Below are 20,470 nucleotides of genomic sequence, written 5' to 3' on the forward strand. Positions count from 1 at the left end.
ACCCGGGGGAATCGGCTTTGCCGATGGGGGCAGCGCCCCCCGCCCCCCTATCCGCCCGTGCCGACGCCGAGGTGGCGCGCGACCAGTGCCGCGACATCCCGAAAACCGATCAGCCCCAGCGGCCCTGCAGTGTCGCCCGCCACCAGCACCGGCACCCGCTCGCGGGTGTGATCTGTGCCAACCCAGGTCGGATCATTGCCGTGATCGGCGGTCAGCACCATGATGTCACCGGGTTGCAGCCGCCCCAGCAGCTTGCCGATCTCGGTGTCGAACCATTCCAGATGCCGGGCATAGCCCGCGACGTCACGGCGGTGACCATAAAGGCTGTCGAACTCCACGAAATTGGCGAAGGTCAGGCTGCCCGGCTCGGCCTCTTCCACCAGGTCGCCCAGGTGGCGCATCAGCTGGGCATCGGTGCCCTTGCGGACCTCGTCGATGCCCTGCATCGAAAAGATGTCCCCGATCTTGCCCACCGCATAGACCTTTTGTCCGGCGTCCTGCACCCAGTTGGTCAGCACCGGCGCGGGCGGCATGATCGCGAAATCGCGGCGGTTCGCGGTGCGGGTGAAGCCTTCGTCCGCGCTGCCGGTAAAAGGCCGGGCGATCACCCTGCCCACCTTCATCCCATGCAGGCGCGGCGCGATGGCCTTGCACAGCGTCAGCAGACGGTCCAGCCCGAAGCACTCCTCATGGGCCGCGACCTGGAACACGGAATCGGCGGAGGTATAGCAGATCGGCCAGCCGGTCTCGCAATGCTGCGCGCCCAGATCCGCGATGATCGTGGTGCCGGAGGCATGGCAATTGCCCAGGATGCCTGTCGTCCCCGCTGCCTCGGCCACGAAATCGGCGAGGTCATCGGGAAAGGCGGGGCGCTTGTCCGGGAAATAATGCCAGTCCCAGGGCACCGGCAGGCCCGCCAGTTCCCAATGGCCCGAGGGGGTGTCCTTGCCCCGCGAGACCTCGGTCGCGGCACCGAAGGTGGCGTTGCCCGCACCCGGCGGCACCGTCTCACCCTCGGCCAGCGCCATAGCCTCAACAAGGCCCAGTGCCATCAGGTTGGGCAGCCGCAGCGGGCCGCTGCGCCCCTCCTCCGCGCGCCCCCGCGCGCAGGCCTGCATGATATGGCCCAGCGTATTGGCGCCCGTGTCCGGCACATCACCGTTGAAATAGCTCTCCGCGTCCGGCGCGCCGCCGATCCCGACGGAATCCATCACCACCAGAAAGGCGCGCGGCATCATCCGACCCTTTCGATGATGAGGTCCGGCAGCTTGGGCCGCGATGGCCCCAGCGTGATCGCCGCCACCACCGCCGCTGCCGCCCGGTCCGCCTGATCCGAGCGTGCCGCATGGACCACGGCGAGGGGTTGCCCCTTGCTGATCTTCGCGCCAAGCCGTACCACCTCCGACAGGCCGACGGCGGGGTTGACGTGATCGCTTTCCACCTCGCGTCCGCCGCCAAGCTGCACCACGGCAAGGCCCAGCGCCTCGCCATCAATGGCGCGCACATAGCCGCCCGAGGGGGCCTTGACCTCGCGGATGATGCTGGCCTCGGGCAGGAAGCGCTGCCAGCTGTCGACAAATCCGACCGGCCCGCCCATGGCGCTGATCATCCTGCCGAAACGCTCGGCGGCGGCACCGTTGCGGATCGCCTTGGCAATGGCATCGGCCCCGTCCTGCACATCGGCCATCAACCCGCTGTTGGCCAGCAGGACACCCCCCAGGGCTGCCGCCACATCCACGATGGGGCCACGGCCCGTGCCGGTCAGAACGCGCATCACCTCAGCCACCTCCAGCGCGTTGCCGAGGCTGGGCACCAGCGGCTGGCTCATGTCGCTGATCACCGCCGTGGTCCGGCATTTCGCCGCATTGGCCGTCTTGGTCAGTGCCTCGGCCAGGGCCTGCGCCGCGGCAAGGTCCTTCATGAAGGCCCCGCTGCCGACCTTGACGTCCAGAACCAGCCCGTCGACCCCGGCTGCCAGTTTCTTGGACAGGATGGAGGCGGTGATCAGGTCCAGCGATTCCACCGTGGCCGAGACATCGCGCACCGCATAAAGGCGTTTGTCTGCCGGGGCGATATCCGCTGTCGCCCCGACAATGGCGCAGCCGGCCTGCGCCACGATCTGCCGGAACCGCTGTTCATCGGGCTGGGTGCCGACGCCGGGTATCGCCTCCAGTTTGTCGAGCGTGCCGCCGGTATGGCCCAGCCCGCGCCCCGAGATCATCGGCACAAAGGCCCCGCAGGCCGCAAGCGCCGGGGCCAGCAGCAGCGACACACAATCGCCCACGCCGCCGGTCGAGTGTTTATCAAGCACCGGACCATCCAGATCCCAGGACAGCACCCGGCCGGAATCGCGCATCGCCAGGGTCAGCGCCACCCTTCCCACATCCGAAAGCCCGTTCAGGCAGACCGCCATGGCAAAGGCCCCGGCCTGTGCATCGCTGACCTGCCCATCGGCGAGCGCCCGGGCAAACCATCCCAGTTCGTCGCGCGTGGGGGTCTGACGTTGTCTCAGCTTTGCCAGGATGGCACGGGCATTCATCCCTGCCCCTCCATATAGGCGGCGGTGAAACTGCCGGGCAGCAGATCGGCAATTGTGGTGCCCTGTTCGACACCTGCAAGCGTGGCCATGGTCACGGGCACCTCACCAGCGCCGAATTCCGCCAGTTTCTGGCGACAGCCGCCGCAGGGCGTGACCGGCATCGGGCTGTCGGCAACCACATATGCCTCTTTCAGCTCTGTCTCTCCGGCGGCGACCATGGCGGCAATCGCCCCCGCCTCGGCGCAGGTGCCTTCAGGATAGGCGACATTCTCCACGTTGCAGCCGACATAAATTGCGCCGGATGCGCTGCGCAGGGCCGCCCCGACCTTGAAGCCCGAATAGGGCGCATGCGCGTTCTCGCGCACCTCGACCGCTGCCTGCCGCAAATCTGAACTCATGATCACCCCCTGTCACGCATTGTATAAAAACCCTCGCAGAAAGTATCAAAGGACAAAACCCCTGTTCCCGCCCGCCAAGCGGAACAACCGTCCCGGAAAAGCAAACACGGCTTTGCAATGGGGCTTTGCCAAAGCAACTGGCATATGACATTCTGGCGCATGAAAACCAGATAGTTTAACATTAAACAAAATCTCAACAGGAGCACCAGCGCATGTCCGACACCTCCAACCAGCGACAAGCCGCGCTTGACTATCATGCCCTTCCAAAGCCCGGAAAGCTTGAGATCAGGGCAACCAAGCCGCTGGCGAACGGGCGCGATCTGTCGCGCGCCTATTCTCCCGGGGTGGCCGAGGCATGCCTTGAAATCAAGGCCGACCCCTCAACCGCAGCGCTCTATACCGCGCGCGCCAACCTGGTGGCCGTTGTCACCAACGGGACGGCGGTACTGGGATTGGGCAATATCGGTGCGCTGGCGTCGAAACCGGTGATGGAGGGCAAGGCGGTCCTGTTCAAGAAGTTCGCCAACATCGACTGTTTCGACATCGAACTGGATCAGAGCGACCCTGAAAAGCTGGCCGATATCGTCTGCGCGCTGGAACCGTCCTTTGGGGCGATCAACCTTGAGGACATCAAGGCACCGGATTGCTTTACCGTTGAACGAATTTGCCGCGAGCGGATGAACATCCCCGTCTTTCACGACGACCAGCATGGCACGGCCATCGTGGTCGGCGCGGCGGCAAAGAATGCGCTGCATGTCGCGGGCAAGAAATTCGAAGACATCAAGATCGTTTCCACCGGCGGCGGGGCGGCTGGCATTGCCTGTCTCAACATGTTGCTGAAACTGGGGGTGAAGCGCGAAAACGTCTGGCTCTGCGACATTCACGGCGTGGTCTACAAGGGCCGTGAGGAGGACATGAACCCGATCAAATCCGAATTCGCGCAGGACACCAAGCTGCGCACGCTGGATGACGTGATCCCCGATGCCGACATGTTCCTGGGCCTGTCCGGCCCCGGTGTGCTGTCGCCGGAGATGGTGGCCAAGATGGCCAGCCGGCCGATCATCTTTGCGCTGGCCAACCCGACACCGGAGATCCTGCCCGAAGTCGCGCGCGCGGTGGCGCCGGATGCGATCATTGCCACAGGCCGGTCTGATTTTCCCAATCAGGTCAACAACGTGCTCTGTTTCCCCTTCATTTTCCGGGGCGCGCTGGATGTGGGCGCCAGCACCATCAACGACGCGATGCAGCTTGCCTGTATCGACGGGATTGCCGCCCTTGCCCGCGCCACCACCAGCGCCGAAGCCGCTGCCGCCTATCAGGGCGAGCAGATGACCTTCGGGCCGGAATACCTGATCCCCAAACCCTTTGACCCGCGCCTGATCGGCGTTGTCTCCTCTGCCGTGGCGCGGGCGGCGATGGAAACCGGCGTCGCGGCGCGGCCGATCGAGGATCTGGAGGCCTACAAGCGCAAGCTGGACGGGTCGGTGTTCAAATCCGCCCTTGTGATGCGCCCTGTGTTCGAGGCCGCCCGCGCCTCTCCGCGCCGGCTGGTCTTTGCCGAGGGCGAGGACGAGCGGGTGCTGCGCGCGGCGCAGGCGATCATCGAGGAAACGGTGGAAACGCCGATTCTGATCGGCCGTCCCGAGGTCATCGAAAAGCGCATCGAACAGGCGGGGCTGAACCTGCGTCTGGGCGAGAACTTCGATCTGGTGAACCCGGAGAACGATCCGCGCTATCGTGACTATTGGGAAACCTATCATCACCTGATGGCGCGGCGCGGCGTGTCGCCCGACATCGCCAAGGCCATCATGCGCACCAATACCACCGCCATCGGCGCGGTCATGGTGCATCGGGGCGAGGCCGACAGCCTGATCTGCGGCACCTTCGGGGAATTCCGCTGGCATCTGAACTATGTCGAACAGGTGCTGGGCCGCGACGGTTTGCGCCCGCATGGGGCGCTCAGCATGATGATCCTTGAGGATGGGCCGCTGTTCATCGCCGACACCCATGTCCACCTGCACCCCAGCCCCGAACAGATCGTCGAGGTGGCGCGCGGTGCGGCACGGCATGTGCGCCGTTTCGGGATCGAACCCAAGATCGCCTTCTGCTCGCAATCGCAGTTCGGCAATCAGGGTGACGGCACCGGGGGACGCCTGCGCGCCGCCATCGGGATACTGGACGCGGCAGGCGACGATTTCTGCTATGAAGGCGAGATGAACATCGACACGGCGCTGGATCCGGCGCTGCGTGAACGGTTGTTGCCCGGAAACCGGATGAGCGGGGCGGCAAACGTGCTGATCTTTGCCCATGCGGATGCGGCGTCAGGCGTGCGCAACATCCTGAAAATGAAGGGCGGCGGGCTGGAAGTGGGGCCGATCCTGATGGGCATGGGCAACCGTGCACATATCGTGTCGCCCTCGATCACCCCGCGCGGATTGCTGAACGTGGGGGCCATCGCCGGCACGCCGGTCACGCATTACGGATAAGGCCTGCGGGCCGCTCCGGCCTGCGCCGGGGCGGCCCTGATCCGCCTTACTTGCGGGGTGCGGCGGGTTTGATATCTGCCACGGTCGCGGCGGCCTTTGGTGCCGGTTTGGCAGCTTTGAGGGATTTCTTCTTCTTGTTGGCGATCTTGTCACCCATTGTCGTGAACCTTGTCATGACGCGGGTCCGGCGGGATGCCGACCCTGATGGTCACTTTGTCCAAAGCAAAATGCCGGGCTGTCGCATATTCGACAGCCCGGCATATTTGCGACATCAATTTTCAGGGTGGCTCAGAACCGCCAGTCAAAGACCCGGCTGACCCCGAAACGCAGGGTCCATTGATCGTCTGAACCTGCTGCCGTGATCGGGCTGTCGGCGGCAGAATTCTGCAACCGTTCATAGGCCAGGGCCCCCTCCAGCGCCCAGCGGTCATCCAGCGCATAGATCGCCTCGACCGTGACACCGGCGCCCAGCACACCGCCCTCTGCGGCGAAGGGTGCAAAGGCGGATGCCCCCGACTGGGCCGGGGTCACCCCGAAATAGGTCTGGGCATATTCGGTGTTGCCGAAGTTGACGCGCGGCCCCGCCATGATGGTCAGGCGCTCATTCGGGCGAAAGATCAGATCGCCGCCCAATGCGCCGGTGACACCATGGTGCCCGCCAAAGCCGTGACGGACCTCGCCAAAGACCTGCCAGTTGGTTTCGCGGTAGATCAGGCCCAGGCCCAGTTCAACCGCGGCGTCAATGTCGCCCAGACCGGCCAGCTCGGGGTTGTCCGCCACATCGCGCGAGCCGACGTATTTGAACGCGCCGCGCAGGGCAAAGCCGTTGTCCGGAATGGCGCGCGCGCCGTTGCCCGTATTCACCGGGCCCCATGTCAACGCGCCAAAGGTGAAACCGATGTCGGGCCCGATTGTAAAATCATCCGCACCGGGATAGGAGGGTGCCGCCGAAACCCCGCCGCGCAGGGCGAAGTTGAAGGATCGTTCCTGTGCCGTTGCGGGCATGGCCGTCAGGGTGGCGGCCGCAAGGCCGAAGGCAAGCGTCGATGCGCGCATGAAAATCATCTCCGTCAATGGAAGCAATATTTACTCTTGCTCCGACCTAGCACGCGGGCCGGGAAAGAACAGCCGCAATCCGGTCACATAGGTGTAAACTCATGCGCGGCATCGGGACAGATACGGAAAATTTCTTTGCATTTCTGGCGCATCGGGGCCGAAGGCCCTTGTTCGGGCGGCCTGCCCTCGCGTAACCAATTGCAAACGGGGAGGACGAAGACATGGGCTACCACGCACTCTACGAGGCCTGGAAACAGGACCCGGAAAGTTTCTGGCTTGACGCCGCCACGGCCATTGACTGGGTGGAACCACCGAAGAAGGCGCTCTTTGACCGCGGCGCCGACATGTACGAATGGTACGCCGATGCGCAGGTCAACGGCTGTTACAACGCCGTGGACCGCCATGTGGAAAACGGCCGCGCGGATCAGCTCGCCATTATCCATGACAGCCCGATCACCGGGACCAAGCAAAAGATCACCTTCGCCGAATTGCAGACCCGTGTGGCCAAGCTTGCCGGGGCGCTGCAGGCGCAGGGCGTGACCAAGGGTGATCGGGTGATCATCTATATGCCCATGGTGCCCGAAGCGCTGGACGCCATGCTGGCCTGTGCGCGTATCGGTGCGGTGCATTCGGTGGTCTTTGGCGGGTTTGCCGCCAACGAACTGGCGGTGCGCATCGACGATTGCACGCCCAAGGCGATTCTCGCTGCCTCCTGCGGACTGGAGCCGGGGCGCGTCGTCGCATACAAACCCCTGCTGGACGGCGCCATCGAGATGGCCCGGCACAAGCCCGAGGTCTGCCTGATCCTGCAGCGCGAACAGCACCTTTGCGATCTGACCCCGGGCCGCGATCTGGACTGGGCGGAGGTCTGTGACGCGGCCACCCCTGCCGGTTGCGTGCCGGTGGCGGGCAACCATCCGGCCTATATCCTTTATACCTCCGGCACCACCGGCGCGCCCAAGGGCGTCGTGCGCCATACCGCGGGCCATCTGGTCGCGCTGAACTGGACGATGAAGAACATCTACAACGTCGATCCCGGCGATGTGTTCTGGGCCGCATCCGATGTGGGCTGGGTCGTGGGCCACAGCTATATCTGCTATGGTCCGCTGGTGCACGGCAACACAACCGTGGTCTTCGAAGGCAAACCCATCGGCACGCCGGATGCAGGCACCTTCTGGCGCATCATCGCGGAGCATAACGTGCGCTCCTTCTTTACCGCCCCCACCGCGATCCGCGCCGTCAGGCGCGAGGACCCCGAGGGCGACTTCATCCGGAAATACGACCTGTCCTGCCTGCGCGCGCTCTACCTCGCGGGGGAGCGGGCCGACCCCGACACGATCATCTGGGCGCAGGAGAAACTGGGCAAGCCGGTCTATGACCATTGGTGGCAAACCGAAACCGGCTATACCATCGCGGGCAACCCCGCCGGGCTGGAGGCGCTGCCGGTCAAGATCGGATCGCCGACGGTGCCGATGCCCGGTTACGACGTGCAGATCCTGGATGAGGCAGGCCAGCCGCAGAAACCCGGCGCGCTGGGGGCCATCGCCATCAGGCTGCCCCTGCCCCCCGGCACCCTGCCGACCCTGTGGAATGCCGAAGACCGGTTCCGCAAAAGCTATATGACCACCTTCCCCGGCTATTATGAAACCGGCGATGCAGGCATGATGGACGAGGACGGATACCTTTACATCATGGCGCGCACCGATGACGTGATCAACGTCGCGGGGCACCGCCTGTCCACCGGCGCCATGGAAGAGGTTCTTGCCGGACATCCGGATGTGGCCGAATGCGCCGTGGTCGGCGTTGGCGACGCGCTCAAGGGGCAGGCACCGATCGGCTTTGTCTGCCTGTCCAAGGGCGTGAACCGACCCCACGCCGAGATCGCGGCCGAATGCGTGAAACGCATTCGCGATCAGATCGGCCCGGTGGCCGCCTTCAAACAGGCGCTTGTGGTGGACCGCCTGCCAAAGACCCGGTCGGGCAAGATCCTGCGCGCCACCATGGTCAAGATCGCCGACAATCAGGATTTCAAAATGCCCGCGACCATCGACGATCCGGCAATTCTGGACGAAATCCGGACAGCGCTGCAAACTATAGGCTATGCTCAGGGATAGGTAATCTTCGGAGGATCACCTTGGAAACATCTAGAGCCACCGATTTTGAATTCGCGGCAGCGCTGTCGGATCTGACCAATTGGCTGATCCGGCAGGGTCTGGAAAACACACCTGTCGAGACCTGGCTCGAAGCCTGCTGCGAGAAACTGGTCGCGGCAGGTATCCCCCTGCAACGGGTCAACCTTTCGCTTCGGGCGCATCATCCGGAAATCGGCGCTGTGGCTTTTCGCTGGTTCCGGAGCGGGACCTATGAACGCTTTGACTACCAACGCTCCGCCACCACACCCGACGAATACCTGCAAAGCCCGTTATACTACCTGCTGACCCACGATATTTCCGAACTGCGGCAGAAACTGACGGACCCTGAACCGGCGATGAATTTTCCGATCTTCGACGAGTTGAGGGCGCGCGGCGGGACGGAATATTACGCCGCCAAGCGCTTTTTCCTCAGGGCTGACCATGACTCTCCGGTCAATCCCCGCAACGCGGGCGAAGAGGGCATGACCATATCCATGACCACCGATGCCCCCGGCGGGTTCACCACGGCGCAGCTGGATGCGGTCCGAAACCTGCTGCCCGCCCTGTGCCTGACGCTGAAAAGCGGTGCCAACCGTCTGATGGCCGAAGATATCACCGCCGCCTACCTTGGGCGCGACGCCAGCGCGCGGGTGCTGTCGGGTGCCATCACCCGCGGATCCTCCGAAACGATTTCGGCGGTGATCTGGTATTTCGATCTGCAAGGCTTCACCAAGATGTCCGAAACCCTGCCGGGCACCGCCATCATTGATCTTCTGAACGATTACTTCGCGCTCGCGGTCGAGGTGGTCGAACGCAATGGCGGCAATGTGCTGAAATTCATGGGCGACGGGATGCTGGCGATTTTCGATCTGGTTGAGGTCCCTAATGCGCGGCACGTGGCACTTGATGCCGCCCTTGAGCTGCGCGCGGCTTTTGCCAGGCTGAACGAAGAACGCGCAAGGAACGGCCTGACGACAACCGGCTTCACCCTCGCCCTGCATGCGGGAGACGTTCTTTATGGCAATATCGGGGGCAAGACACGGCTGGATTTCACGGTGATCGGACCGGCGGTGAATACCACCGCGCGTATCCTGGGCATGACCGGCCCGCTGGATCAGACGATTGTCATCTCTTCCGCCGTGGCAAAACCGATTAGGGAGACCCGGCCAGAGCTGGTGTCCCTGGGCCAATACCGGCTGCGGGGCGTCACCGAGCGGCAGGAATTGTTCACGCTTGATTAAAGTTTTCAGTTTTCGTTGAAGCGAAACATCGCCAATGTCCCGAGAGCGCCGAAGGCGCGGCAGGGTATTGGCGATACAACATAAACTGGAAACGCTACAGGGCGCACCGGATTAAGACACCCGGGAGCACAGGGACCACGACATGCAAAGGGCGGCCGCTTGGACCGCCCTTGTACAATCTTTGTTGGCCTGTCTCAGACCCGCGCGGCGAATTCATTCACCTGACGCTCGGCCTCTTCCTTGGCCACGCCATAGCGCTCCTGAATCTTGCCAACCAGCTTTTCGCGGTCGCCTTCGGCCTCTGTCACCTCATCGTCGGTGAGTTCGCCCCATTCGGATTTGATCGAGCCGGTCATCTGTTTCCAATTGCCTTTGATCTGGTCCCAATTCATGTCTGCTCTCCTTTGATTGCTTCTTTCCGCTTTGGCACCTCCTGTGCCCTGCGGGTTCATTGAAGCAACGCGACCCCGCCTGTCTTTGTTCCCGGAAATCCGGGTTGCCGCCTGCCTGGCGTCCAGCAGATAAGCGAATTTTCGCGCCCGCGCAGAACCCTGTGTGCCGGGAGAAGGTATGACCCTGATGCCGTGCTTCAGGTGAATTGTTCCGAAATCAGCCGTTCTTCCAATCCGTGCCCCGGATCGAAAAGGATCGTATGTTTGACGGAAGGTTCCGAGGCAATCTCGACGGTCACGACATCGCGGTAGGACGTGCCATCCGCATCGGCCATCACCGGCCGCTTTTCCGGTTCCAGCACGTCAAACCGCACCTTGGCCGCTTTCGGCAACAGCGCGCCGCGCCAGCGCCGGGGCCGGAAGGCCGCCATCGCCGTCAGTGCCAGAACATCCGACCCGATCGGCAGAATCGGCCCGTGGGCGGAATAATTATACGCGGTGGAGCCGGCAGGCGTCGCGACCAGAGCACCATCACAGACCAGTTCATGCATCCGCAGCCGCCCATCCACCGAGATCTGCAGTTTTGCCGCCTGTGGCCCCGCCCGCAGCAGGGAGACTTCGTTGATGGCCAGCGCCGTGGCCATGTTTCCGTTGATCTGGGTGGCCTGCATGACAAGCGGGTTGATCACGGCGGTTTCCGCCGCGCGCAGCCGCTCGATCAGGTCGCTTTCACTGTATTCGTTCATCAGAAAGCCGATGGTCCCGCGATTCATCCCGTAGACCGGCAGATCCAGCGCCTGGGTCTCATGCAGGGTGGCCAGCATGAATCCGTCGCCGCCCAGCGCCACGATAATCTCCGCCTCCTCCGACGCGACATTGCCGTAGCGCCCCGTCAGGACAGCCTTGGCGGTCTGCGCAACCTCGGCGCGGCTGGCCACAAACGAGATTTTCATGGACATGTCCGAGACATCTCAAAGATCATGGCGAAGGTTTCCGATGCTGCCCGTATTCCCCCGAACCAAGCACATATTGCCAATCGCTGCCAGTGCTGCCGCGCATATTGGCATTTGCGTCGTTTTACAGCCTTTCAGACCAGCGTCCTTTCCGCTACGAAACGACGAAATTTCCGGCCTCAAAGGAGCCCTCGCATGAAAGATTTCTTCACCGCCTCGCTGGCCCAGACAGACCCCGAACTTCTGGCCTCCATCACCGGCGAGCTCGGCCGCCAGCGCCACGAGATCGAATTGATCGCGTCGGAGAACATTGTCTCTGCCGCTGTGCTCGAAGCGCAGGGCTCCGTGATGACCAACAAATACGCCGAAGGCTATCCGGGCCGGCGCTATTACGGTGGCTGCGAATGGGTCGATGTGGCCGAGAATCTGGCCATCGAACGGGCTTGCAAGCTGTTTGACTGCGGTTTTGCCAACGTCCAGCCGAACTCCGGCTCCCAGGCGAATCAGGGGGTTTTCCAGGCACTGCTGCAGCCGGGTGACACGATCCTGGGCATGTCGCTGGACGCTGGCGGCCACCTGACCCATGGGGCCGCGCCGAACCAGTCCGGCAAATGGTTCAACGCCATCCAGTACGGCGTGCGCAAGCAGGACAACCTGCTGGACTACGACCAGGTGCAGGAACTGGCGACCGAGCATCAGCCCAAGATGATCATCGCAGGTGGTTCCGCCATCCCGCGCCAGATCGACTTTGCCCGGATGCGCGAGATTGCCGATTCCGTCGGTGCCTACCTGCATGTGGATATGGCGCATTTTGCCGGTCTCGTAGCCGCTGGCGAACATCCCTCGCCCTTCCCCCATGCCCATGTGGCCACCACCACCACCCACAAGACCCTGCGCGGGCCGCGCGGCGGCATGATCCTGACCAATGACGAGGCGCTGGCGAAAAAGTTCAACTCCGCCATCTTCCCCGGCATCCAGGGCGGCCCGCTGATGCATGTGATCGCCGGCAAGGCCGTCGCCTTTGGTGAGGCGCTGCGCCCGGAGTTCAAGACCTATATCCAGCAGGTCGTGAAGAACGCCCAGGCGCTGAGCGATCAGCTGATCAAGGGCGGGCTGGACACGGTCACCCATGGCACCGACACCCATGTGGTTCTGGTCGACCTGCGCCCCAAGGGCGTGAAGGGCAATGCCACCGAAAAGGCCCTGGGCCGCGCGCATATCACCTGCAACAAGAACGGTGTTCCCTTCGACCCGGAAAAACCGACTGTGACCAGCGGCATCCGCCTCGGCTCCCCCGCCGGGACCACCCGCGGTTTCGGAGAGGCCGAGTTCCGTCAGATCGCGGACTGGATCATCGAGGTTGTTGATGGGCTTGCCGAGAATGGCGAGGAGGGCAACGCCGAGGTCGAAGCCAAGGTCAAGGCCGAGGTCGAAGCCCTTTGCGCGAAGTTCCCGATGTACCCCAACCTGTAAAGACGAAGGTGGGCCAGCGGCCCACCTGCACCCCCACGGCCCGCGGCACAGCGGCGGACCGTGGGGGGTCCCACCGCTGACAATACAGCCCCCGGAGCCGCAGGTTTCTGCACCCGCAACTCCCGGATGATCCGAATATCTGAAGCCTTAGGAAGCGAGGCCAGTTGCTTCTGCCTGTCCGGAATGACGCGGCGCGTTGTATCTTTTGCCCGCACCGCCTTAAGGTGATCGTCTCGCCCAGCATTTCATGTGGAGACAACAGATGATCATTCACCGCGCGGGCTCGCGCCCTTCGAGCAGACCCAATCCCGAGTATTTCACCGGTACTGTCCGAATGGACCCGCTGATCAGCGCCCCTGCCCCGGCGCGTCTCAATGGCCTCGCCGTGACATTCGAGCCCGGCGCGCGTACCAATTGGCATACCCATCCACTGGGCCAGACCCTGATCGTGACGGCCGGCGCGGGCCGCGCGCAAAAAGAAGGCGAAGAAATCGTCCGGCTCGCCCCCGGCGATGTCGTGTGGTTCGCCCCCGGCGAGAAACACTGGCACGGGGCAGCCCCCGATTGCGCAATGACCCATATCGCCCTGCAGGAGGCGCTGGAGGGCACAACCGCAGACTGGCTTGAACCTGTCACGGATGCGCAATACGGCTCCTGAACGCGGGACCGTTGGCCCCTGCTGGCGCTAGAAATGCGACAGGATGTTGATCTCGCGCCCCATCGGATCGGCAACAAAGAACCGCCGCACGCCCCAGCATTCGTCGGTGATCGGATAGGTGATCGTTGCCCCCATCGCACGGGCGCGGTCATGAACCTCGTCCACGTTCTCGACCTCGACCGAGATGTCCGGCACCGGCGCACCGGCCCCACCCTGCGCGGCGATGCTCATCTGGACCGGCCCCAGTTCACCGGAGCCCAGCGTGATGATCCAGCCCTGGTCCATCAGGATGTTCAGGTTCAGCAGCTCGCTGTAGAAAGCCGCCAGTCCTGGCACATCGGCACTGGCGAAATTGCAGACGATACGTGTCACTGTCATCGAAATTTTCCTTGTTCAAAGATAGCCGCGCCACGACAGCCAGAACAGGAAGGCCGTGATCACGATCAACAGGTTCGCGGCCACAACAGCGGCAAGGCCGATCAGACGCCCCTTGCGTCTGTCGGCCACATCTATCGCTGCCAGATGCGCGCTGACATCCGCATAGGCCTGGGAAAATTCACGCGGGTCCAGCTGCCGCGCCAGTTTCGGATGGCCTGCCACCTTCTGGGCCGCAACCAGACGCGCGGCCTGCCCCCGCACCCGGCGCGGCAGGCGGCGGCCTGCACGGCGCAGCGCCTGTTCCAGGTCGCGCCCGCGGACCCCCAGCTTGGCCTGGAGCAGCCGCAGCAGGGCCTGGGACTTTGCGTTGATGTCTTTCTCGGTCAACATTGCCTACATCTAGTCACCCGGACTCAAAGCTCGGTTCATTGAATGCAGCTCTCAACGGCAGGTTCGCACCCGACCCCGAGGGCGGCCCTCCATTTGGTGAGACATTTTCACTTTTTCCATAGTTCGCAGCATCTTGCGAGGTTGGAGTTTCGCACCCGCCCTGGGGGGCGGGGTCGGGTGCGAACCGGATCGCAAGCGATCCGGGGGCAGTGGGAAATGATGCGCATTTCGTTTCCGCCATACTAGGGCCTGTGGACACTCATCTTCGCCCACCCGTTTCAGTCCAAAATTGCTCAGTTCCAGGTAAGAGAGCGCAGGAATAGCCAGTTATTTCAAGCTCTCTTTGCGCAGAAATGGGCAATTTTGGCGAAACCCCTTCGGGGCGCGGCGGATTTTGCCTCTGCCATCCCGGATGTTCGCTTCCAATGATCACATTGCTGCGCTCACATCAGGGCGCCAGCGGCAAAATCCGTCTCGCGCGGGTGGGCGAAGATGAGTACCCACAGGCCCTAAAGCGACTGGCGCATTCGGCGCAATGGCGCTAACCCTTGGCCATGCTGAACTATCTTGAATATGGCACCGCATCCGGCAACCGGCCTTCGCTGATCATCGCCCACGGCCTTTTCGGATCGGGCCGCAACTGGGGCGTGATCGCCAAACGGCTCGCTGGCAGCCGCCATGTCATCACCCCCGACATGCGCAACCACGGCACCAGCCCGCGCGCATCGACGCAAAGCTATCGCGACATGGCCGGGGATCTGGCCGAACTGATCGAGGCGGTCGGCGGTCCCGTTGACCTCTGCGGCCATTCGATGGGCGGCAAGACGGCGATGACCCTGGCACTGCTGCGCCCGGAACTGATCCGAACGCTGATCGTCGCCGACATTGCGCCGGTCGCATATTCCCACACCCAGTCGATGTTCATCGACGCCATGCGCCAGGTGGACCTTGCAACGCTGACCCGCCGCTCCGAGGCGGAGGCGCAACTGGCCGCTGCCGGGGTCGAACCCGCGCTGCAAAGCTTCTTCACCCAGTCGCTGGACGTGCCGAACAAGGCCTGGCGTCTGAACCTGGACGTGCTTGAGGCTGAAATGCCCAAGATCGTCGGCTGGCCCGAGGACCTTGGCGGCTCTTTCGGGGGGCGCTGCCTGTTCCTGTCGGGTGGCGCATCCGACTACGTCCAGGCCGGGCACCGCGACCGGATCAAATCCTATTTCCCGGCCGCGCGTTTCGCCAGGCTGCCGGGTGCGGGCCACTGGCTGCACGCTGAAAAGCCACGCGAATTCGAGGCCGCGCTGCGCACTTTTCTCGATTCGGAGAGCGCGCCGGCCACTTGACCCTCTTGCCTTTCGCGACAAAAAGTTAACCTTTGGCGGTGAAGAGCATGAGGAAAGGTCATGTGGAAGTCTCTGTATGAAAAGATGATCAGCACCATGATGGTGCAGGATCGGCTGAAAACTGAATTCCCCGACGGTACGACAGCCACCTACGGGCCGGAGCAGGGCGAAATTGCCCAGGTCGCCATCCGGGACCCCCGCGCATTGCGCCAATTGTGCCTAAACCCCGACCTGGCCTTGGGTGAGGGCCTGATGAATGGCACCATTGTCCTGATCGACACGACCCTGGACGATTTCCTGCGCATCATCCTGCAGAACCGCGCGGCCGGGGATCAGCCGGGCTGGATCAAGACGGCGAACAGCGCCCGTTTTCACACCCGCCGCTTTATCCAGCGCAACACCCCGGAACGCGCCCGCGCCAATGTTGCGCATCACTACGACATTTCCGACGACCTCTACCGGCTGTTCCTGGATCAGGACATGCAATATTCCTGCGCCTATTTCACCGACCCCGGGATGTCGCTGGAGGATGCACAGGCAGCAAAGAAGGCACATATCGCCGCCAAACTGTGCCTGTCACCCGGTCAGCATGTGCTGGACATCGGATGCGGCTGGGGCGGCATGGCGCTGACCCTGGCGCGCGATTTCGACGTGCAGGTGACGGGCATCACCCTGTCCGAAAACCAGCTTGCCACCGCCCGGGCCCGTGCCCGGGCGGAAGGGCTGCAGGACCGCGTGACCTTCCGCCTGCAGGATTACCGCAATGTGACGGAAACCTTCGACCGGATTGTCAGCGTCGGCATGCTGGAACATGTGGGCGTCCCGAATTACGACACTTATTTCGCCAAGGTGGCCGAACTGCTGAAACCCGATGGCGTGGCCCTGATCCACACCATCGGACGCAGCGCGCCACCGATGCCGCACAGCTCCTGGCTGAACAAATACATCTTTCCGGGCGGCTATGTGCCCTCGCTCTCTGAACTTGCCGGCCCGATGGAACGCAGCGGATTGTGGCAGGCCGACATCGAGTTCTTGCGGCTGCACTACGCCTATACCCTGCGGCATTGGCGCAAGCGGTTCGAAGCCAATATCGACACCATCCGCGACATGTATGACGACCGGTTCATCACCATGTTCCGCTATTATTTCGCGATCTGCATCGCGGCCTTCGAACAACAGATGCAGGGCGTCTACCAGATACAGCTTGCCCACAAACGCGATGCGGTGCCGCTGACCCGTGACTATCTGTACCGGCCTGCCCCCGCAGCCTGAGCACCGGTCAGCCGCAAGGACCGGAACCGGCAGGTTTCGCCGCCCAAAAGTGTCCCCCGGGGCATTTCATTTCTTTTTGGCGAAAAATATCCCGCCTGCCCGGGGGTCGCGCGCCCAATCCGGCCTTGCGCCCGATCACGCCATGCCTATAACGCAGTGAATTTGCATATCAGGGGGCACTGCCATGCCAAAGCGCACCGACATCAAATCAATCATGATCATTGGTGCTGGCCCCATTGTCATCGGACAGGCCTGCGAGTTCGACTACTCCGGCGCACAGGCCTGCAAGGCACTCAAGGAAGAAGGCTACCGGGTCATCCTCGTGAACTCCAACCCGGCGACCATCATGACCGATCCGGGCCTCGCCGATGCGACCTACATCGAACCCATCACGCCCGAGACCGTCGCAAAGATCATCGCAAAGGAACGCCCGGATGCGCTGCTGCCGACCATGGGCGGGCAGACCGGGCTGAACACCTCGCTGGCGCTTGAGGAAATGGGCGTGCTGAAGGAATACGGCGTCGAGATGATCGGTGCCAAGCGCGAAGCCATCGAAATGGCCGAAGATCGCAAATTATTCCGCGAGGCGATGGACCGTCTGGGGATCGAAAACCCCCGTGCCACGATCTGCACCGCGCCCAAGGATGCCAAGGGCAAGAAGGACCTTGCCGCCGGGGTCAAGCTCGCGCTCGAAGCGCTTGAAGACATCGGCCTGCCCGCCATCATCCGCCCCGCCTTCACCATGGGCGGCACCGGCGGCGGCGTGGCCTACAACCGCGAGGACTACGAATTCTTTTGCCGCTCCGGCATGGACGCCTCGCCCATGGGCCAGATCCTGATCGACGAGTCGCTGCTGGGCTGGAAGGAATTCGAGATGGAGGTGGTGCGCGATACCGCCGACAATGCCATCATCGTCTGTTCGATCGAAAACGTGGACCCGATGGGCGTGCACACGGGCGATTCCATCACTGTTGCACCTGCGCTGACACTGACGGACAAGGAATACCAGATCATGCGCAACCACTCCATCGCGGTGCTGCGCGAAATCGGCGTGGAGACGGGAGGGTCCAACGTACAATGGGCGGTGAACCCCGTCGACGGACGCATGGTGGTGATCGAGATGAACCCGCGCGTGTCGCGCTCCTCGGCGCTGGCCTCCAAGGCGACCGGCTTTCCCATCGCCAAGATCGCCGCCAAACTGGCGGTCGGCTTCACGCTGGACGAGCTGGACAACGACATCACCGGCGTGACCCCCGCCTCCTTTGAGCCGACCATCGACTATGTGGTCACCAAGATCCCGAAATTCGCATTCGAGAAATTCCCCGGCTCCGAACCGAACCTGACCACCGCGATGAAGTCGGTGGGCGAGGCAATGTCCATTGGCCGCACCATCCATGAAAGCATGCAAAAGGCGCTGGCATCGATGGAATCGGGCCTGACCGGGTTCGACGAAATCGACATCCCGGGCGTCGCCCCCCTCACCCCGGCCCTCTCCCCCATGGGGAAGAGGGAGCAGCGCTCCCCGGAGAGCGGTTCGACCGAGGCTGCAGACTCCGCTGCTAGCGGAGCGGGAGCCCTCTCCCCTCGGGGGAGAGGGTTGGGTGAGGGGGATCTGGCACCGGACCAGCGGGCCGCGCTCATCAAATCCCTCAGCAAGCAGACCCCGGACCGGTTGCGCATCATCGCGCAGGCCATGCGTCATGGGATGTCCAACGACGACATCCACGGCATCACCATGTTTGACCCCTGGTTCCTGGACCGCATTCGCGAGATCGTGGAAGCCGAAGAAGAGGTCCGGGCAAGCGGGTTGCCGCAGGACGCGAACGGGCTGCGGCACCTCAAGATGATGGGGTTCACCGATGCCCGCCTGGCGCATCTGTCGGGGCGGAGCGAGGCGGAAGTCCGTAGCGCCCGGCTCGACTCTGGTGTGAAGGCCGTCTTCAAGCGCATCGATACCTGTGCTGCGGAATTCGAGGCGCAAACGCCCTACATGTATTCCACCTATGAAGCCCCGATGATGGGTGACGTCGAATGCGAGGCGCGCCCCAGCGATAAAAAGAAGGTCGTGATCCTCGGCGGTGGCCCCAACCGCATCGGCCAGGGGATCGAATTCGACTATTGCTGCTGTCACGCCTGCTATGCGCTGACGGACGCGGGTTATGAGACTATCATGGTCAACTGCAATCCCGAGACTGTCAGCACCGATTATGACACTTCCGACCGGCTGTATTTCGAACCGCTCACCTTCGAACATGTGATGGAGATCATGCGGGTCGAGCAGGAGAACGGCACCCTGCATGGTGTGATCGTGCAATTCGGTGGCCAGACCCCGCTGAAGCTTGCCAATGCCCTGCAAGAGGCCGGTATCCCGATCCTGGGCACCACGCCCGACATGATCGACCTGGCCGAGGACCGCGAGCGGTTCCAGCAACTGGTGCAGAAGCTGGGCCTGAAACAGCCCAAGAACGGCATTGCCCATTCCGATGCCGAGGCGCTTGAAATCGCGGCCGACATCGGCTTCCCCCTCGTGATCCGCCCGTCCTATGTGCTGGGTGGCCGCGCGATGGAGATCGTGCGCGATCAGCAAAGCCTTGAGCGCTATATCCGCGAGGCGGTTGTTGTCTCGGGCAAGAGCCCGGTCTTGCTGGACAATTACCTGTCCGGCGCGGTCGAACTGGACGTGGATGCGCTTTGCGACGGCACCGATGTGCATGTGGCGGGCATCATGCAGCATATTGAAGAGGCCGGCGTGCATTCCGGCGACAGCGCCTGTTCGCTGCCGCCCTATTCGCTGGATCGCGCCATCATCGAGGAAGTCACCAAGCAGACCCATGCCCTTGCGCTGGCGCTGAACGTGGTCGGCTTGATGAACATCCAGTTCGCGGTCAAGGATGGCGAGGTCTATCTGATCGAGGTCAACCCGCGCGCCTCGCGCACCGTGCCCTTCGTGGCCAAGGCGACGGATTCGGCCATCGCCTCCATTGCCGCGCGAATCATGGCGGGCGAGCCGCTGTCGAACTTCCCCAAACGCGCACCCTACCCCGAGCAGGCCGCCTATGCCGACGTCCTGCCGCTGGGCGATCCCTTGACCCTGGCGGATCCGGACATGCCCTGGTTCTCGGTCAAGGAGGCGGTGCTGCCCTTTGCCCGCTTCCCCGGCGTCGACACGCTTCTGGGGCCGGAGATGCGTTCCACCGGCGAAGTCATGGGCTGGGACCGCGACTTCCCCCGCGCCTTCCTCAAGGCGCAGATGGGTGCCGGGAACGTCATGCCACGCGAGGGCTGCGTCTTTATCTCGATCAAGGACATGGACAAGACGGATGACATGCTCTCCGCCGCGCGGATCCTGCTGGAGCAGGGGTTCAGCATTGTCGCCACCCGTGGCACCGCCGCTTGGCTCAAGCAGCACGGCCACGCCTGCGAGACCGTCAACAAGGTCTACGAAGGCCGCCCCGATGTCACCGACATGATGAAGGACGGGTCTGTGCATCTGGTGCTGAACACCACCGAGGGCACGCAGGCGGTCGAGGACAGCAAGAGCATCCGCAGCATCGCATTGTTCGACAAGATCCCCTATTTCACCACCGCCGCGGGGGCCTATGCCGCGGCGCTGGCGATCAAGGCGCAGGCGGAGGACGAGATCGGGGTGAAGAGTTTACAGGGGTGAGCGCCGGTCCGGGCAAAGCCCGGCAATCGCTCCGGTGGAGCGATTGAGACGCGAACGGGCGGAGCCCCGGCCATTTCCTGCAAAATGCAACAACGGGG

17 protein-coding genes are annotated in these 20,470 nt (G+C 63.2%); 8 read left to right on the plus strand and 9 right to left on the minus strand.

What is annotated here, in order from left to right; genetic code table 11:
* Window positions 1-47 precede the first annotated feature (47 nt).
* Genes ACWNZ3_RS13965 through ACWNZ3_RS13975 form a run of 3 tightly spaced genes read right to left on the minus strand, consistent with a single transcriptional unit; the run spans window position 48 to window position 2,937 of the window.
* Window positions 48-1,235: a phosphopentomutase gene (locus ACWNZ3_RS13965; protein ID WP_496900323.1), complete on the minus strand. Its 1,188-nt coding sequence runs from the start codon at window positions 1,233-1,235 to the stop codon at window positions 48-50.
* Window positions 1,235-2,539, minus strand: coding sequence for a thymidine phosphorylase (locus ACWNZ3_RS13970; protein WP_496900324.1), 1,305 nt, complete (start codon window positions 2,537-2,539; stop codon window positions 1,235-1,237). The genes ACWNZ3_RS13965 and ACWNZ3_RS13970 overlap by 1 nt, the downstream gene beginning before the upstream one ends.
* Window positions 2,536-2,937: a cytidine deaminase gene (locus tag ACWNZ3_RS13975; protein ID WP_274573832.1), complete on the minus strand. Its 402-nt coding sequence runs from the start codon at window positions 2,935-2,937 to the stop codon at window positions 2,536-2,538. The genes ACWNZ3_RS13970 and ACWNZ3_RS13975 overlap by 4 nt, the downstream gene beginning before the upstream one ends.
* Before the next feature lie 212 nt (window positions 2,938-3,149).
* On the opposite strand from ACWNZ3_RS13975, the gene ACWNZ3_RS13980 reads away from it, so the two are divergent.
* A complete protein-coding gene (locus ACWNZ3_RS13980; RefSeq protein WP_274573833.1) occupies window positions 3,150-5,423 on the plus strand; it encodes an NADP-dependent malic enzyme in 2,274 nt (757 codons plus the stop codon).
* A gap of 46 nt (window positions 5,424-5,469) precedes the next feature.
* On the opposite strand, the gene ACWNZ3_RS13985 is transcribed toward ACWNZ3_RS13980, so the two are convergent.
* Both ACWNZ3_RS13985 and ACWNZ3_RS13990 read right to left on the minus strand, forming a co-directional pair.
* Entirely contained in the window at window positions 5,470-5,580 is a 111-nt protein-coding gene (locus ACWNZ3_RS13985; protein ID WP_114275121.1) for a malic enzyme, read from the minus strand.
* Window positions 5,581-5,711: 131 nt separating this feature from the next.
* Window positions 5,712-6,479, minus strand: coding sequence for a MipA/OmpV family protein (locus ACWNZ3_RS13990; protein ID WP_496900325.1), 768 nt, complete (start codon window positions 6,477-6,479; stop codon window positions 5,712-5,714).
* A gap of 221 nt (window positions 6,480-6,700) precedes the next feature.
* On the opposite strand from ACWNZ3_RS13990, the gene ACWNZ3_RS13995 reads away from it, so the two are divergent.
* Together ACWNZ3_RS13995 and ACWNZ3_RS14000 are read left to right on the plus strand one after the other, a co-directional pair.
* Complete coding sequence (locus ACWNZ3_RS13995) at window positions 6,701-8,593, plus strand: propionyl-CoA synthetase (protein WP_496900326.1); 1,893 nt, start codon at window positions 6,701-6,703, stop codon at window positions 8,591-8,593.
* A gap of 20 nt (window positions 8,594-8,613) precedes the next feature.
* Window positions 8,614-9,852, plus strand: coding sequence for an adenylate/guanylate cyclase domain-containing protein (locus tag ACWNZ3_RS14000; RefSeq protein ID WP_496900327.1), 1,239 nt, complete (start codon window positions 8,614-8,616; stop codon window positions 9,850-9,852).
* Window positions 9,853-10,046: 194 nt separating this feature from the next.
* On the opposite strand, the gene ACWNZ3_RS14005 is transcribed toward ACWNZ3_RS14000, so the two are convergent.
* Window positions 10,047-10,244, minus strand: coding sequence for a CsbD family protein (locus ACWNZ3_RS14005; RefSeq protein ID WP_269361169.1), 198 nt, complete (start codon window positions 10,242-10,244; stop codon window positions 10,047-10,049).
* Between the two features lie 197 nt (window positions 10,245-10,441).
* Complete coding sequence (locus ACWNZ3_RS14010; protein WP_205388209.1) at window positions 10,442-11,203, minus strand: NAD kinase; 762 nt, start codon at window positions 11,201-11,203, stop codon at window positions 10,442-10,444.
* Between the two features lie 189 nt (window positions 11,204-11,392).
* Here ACWNZ3_RS14010 and glyA point away from each other — a divergent pair, with 189 nt between their 5' ends.
* Both glyA and ACWNZ3_RS14020 read left to right on the plus strand, forming a co-directional pair.
* Window positions 11,393-12,670, plus strand: coding sequence for a serine hydroxymethyltransferase (gene glyA / locus ACWNZ3_RS14015; RefSeq protein ID WP_114275125.1), 1,278 nt, complete (start codon window positions 11,393-11,395; stop codon window positions 12,668-12,670).
* Window positions 12,671-12,932: 262 nt separating this feature from the next.
* Window positions 12,933-13,328, plus strand: a complete 396-nt coding sequence (locus tag ACWNZ3_RS14020) for a (R)-mandelonitrile lyase (protein ID WP_496900328.1) — start codon at window positions 12,933-12,935, stop codon at window positions 13,326-13,328.
* A gap of 27 nt (window positions 13,329-13,355) precedes the next feature.
* On the opposite strand, the gene ACWNZ3_RS14025 is transcribed toward ACWNZ3_RS14020, so the two are convergent.
* Together ACWNZ3_RS14025 and ACWNZ3_RS14030 are read right to left on the minus strand one after the other, a co-directional pair.
* Window positions 13,356-13,706, minus strand: a complete 351-nt coding sequence (locus ACWNZ3_RS14025; RefSeq protein ID WP_496900329.1) for a VOC family protein — start codon at window positions 13,704-13,706, stop codon at window positions 13,356-13,358.
* A 15-nt stretch (window positions 13,707-13,721) separates the two neighbouring features.
* Window positions 13,722-14,096 carry a hypothetical protein gene (locus ACWNZ3_RS14030; protein WP_496900330.1) on the minus strand — a complete coding sequence of 125 codons (375 nt, stop codon included), beginning with the start codon at window positions 14,094-14,096 and terminating at the stop codon, window positions 13,722-13,724.
* Window positions 14,097-14,650: 554 nt separating this feature from the next.
* Here ACWNZ3_RS14030 and ACWNZ3_RS14035 point away from each other — a divergent pair.
* From ACWNZ3_RS14035 to carB, 3 genes are all read left to right on the plus strand, one after another.
* Window positions 14,651-15,433: an alpha/beta fold hydrolase gene (locus ACWNZ3_RS14035; RefSeq protein WP_496900331.1), complete on the plus strand. Its 783-nt coding sequence runs from the start codon at window positions 14,651-14,653 to the stop codon at window positions 15,431-15,433.
* A 60-nt stretch (window positions 15,434-15,493) separates the two neighbouring features.
* On the plus strand, window positions 15,494-16,705 hold the full coding sequence (locus ACWNZ3_RS14040; protein ID WP_496900332.1) for a class I SAM-dependent methyltransferase: 1,212 nt from the start codon (window positions 15,494-15,496) through the stop codon (window positions 16,703-16,705).
* Between the two features lie 184 nt (window positions 16,706-16,889).
* A complete protein-coding gene (carB, locus tag ACWNZ3_RS14045; protein WP_496900333.1) occupies window positions 16,890-20,372 on the plus strand; it encodes a carbamoyl-phosphate synthase large subunit in 3,483 nt (1,160 codons plus the stop codon).
* Window positions 20,373-20,470 lie beyond the last annotated feature (98 nt).

The organism is Sulfitobacter sp. IGS-18, from assembly GCF_059628195.1.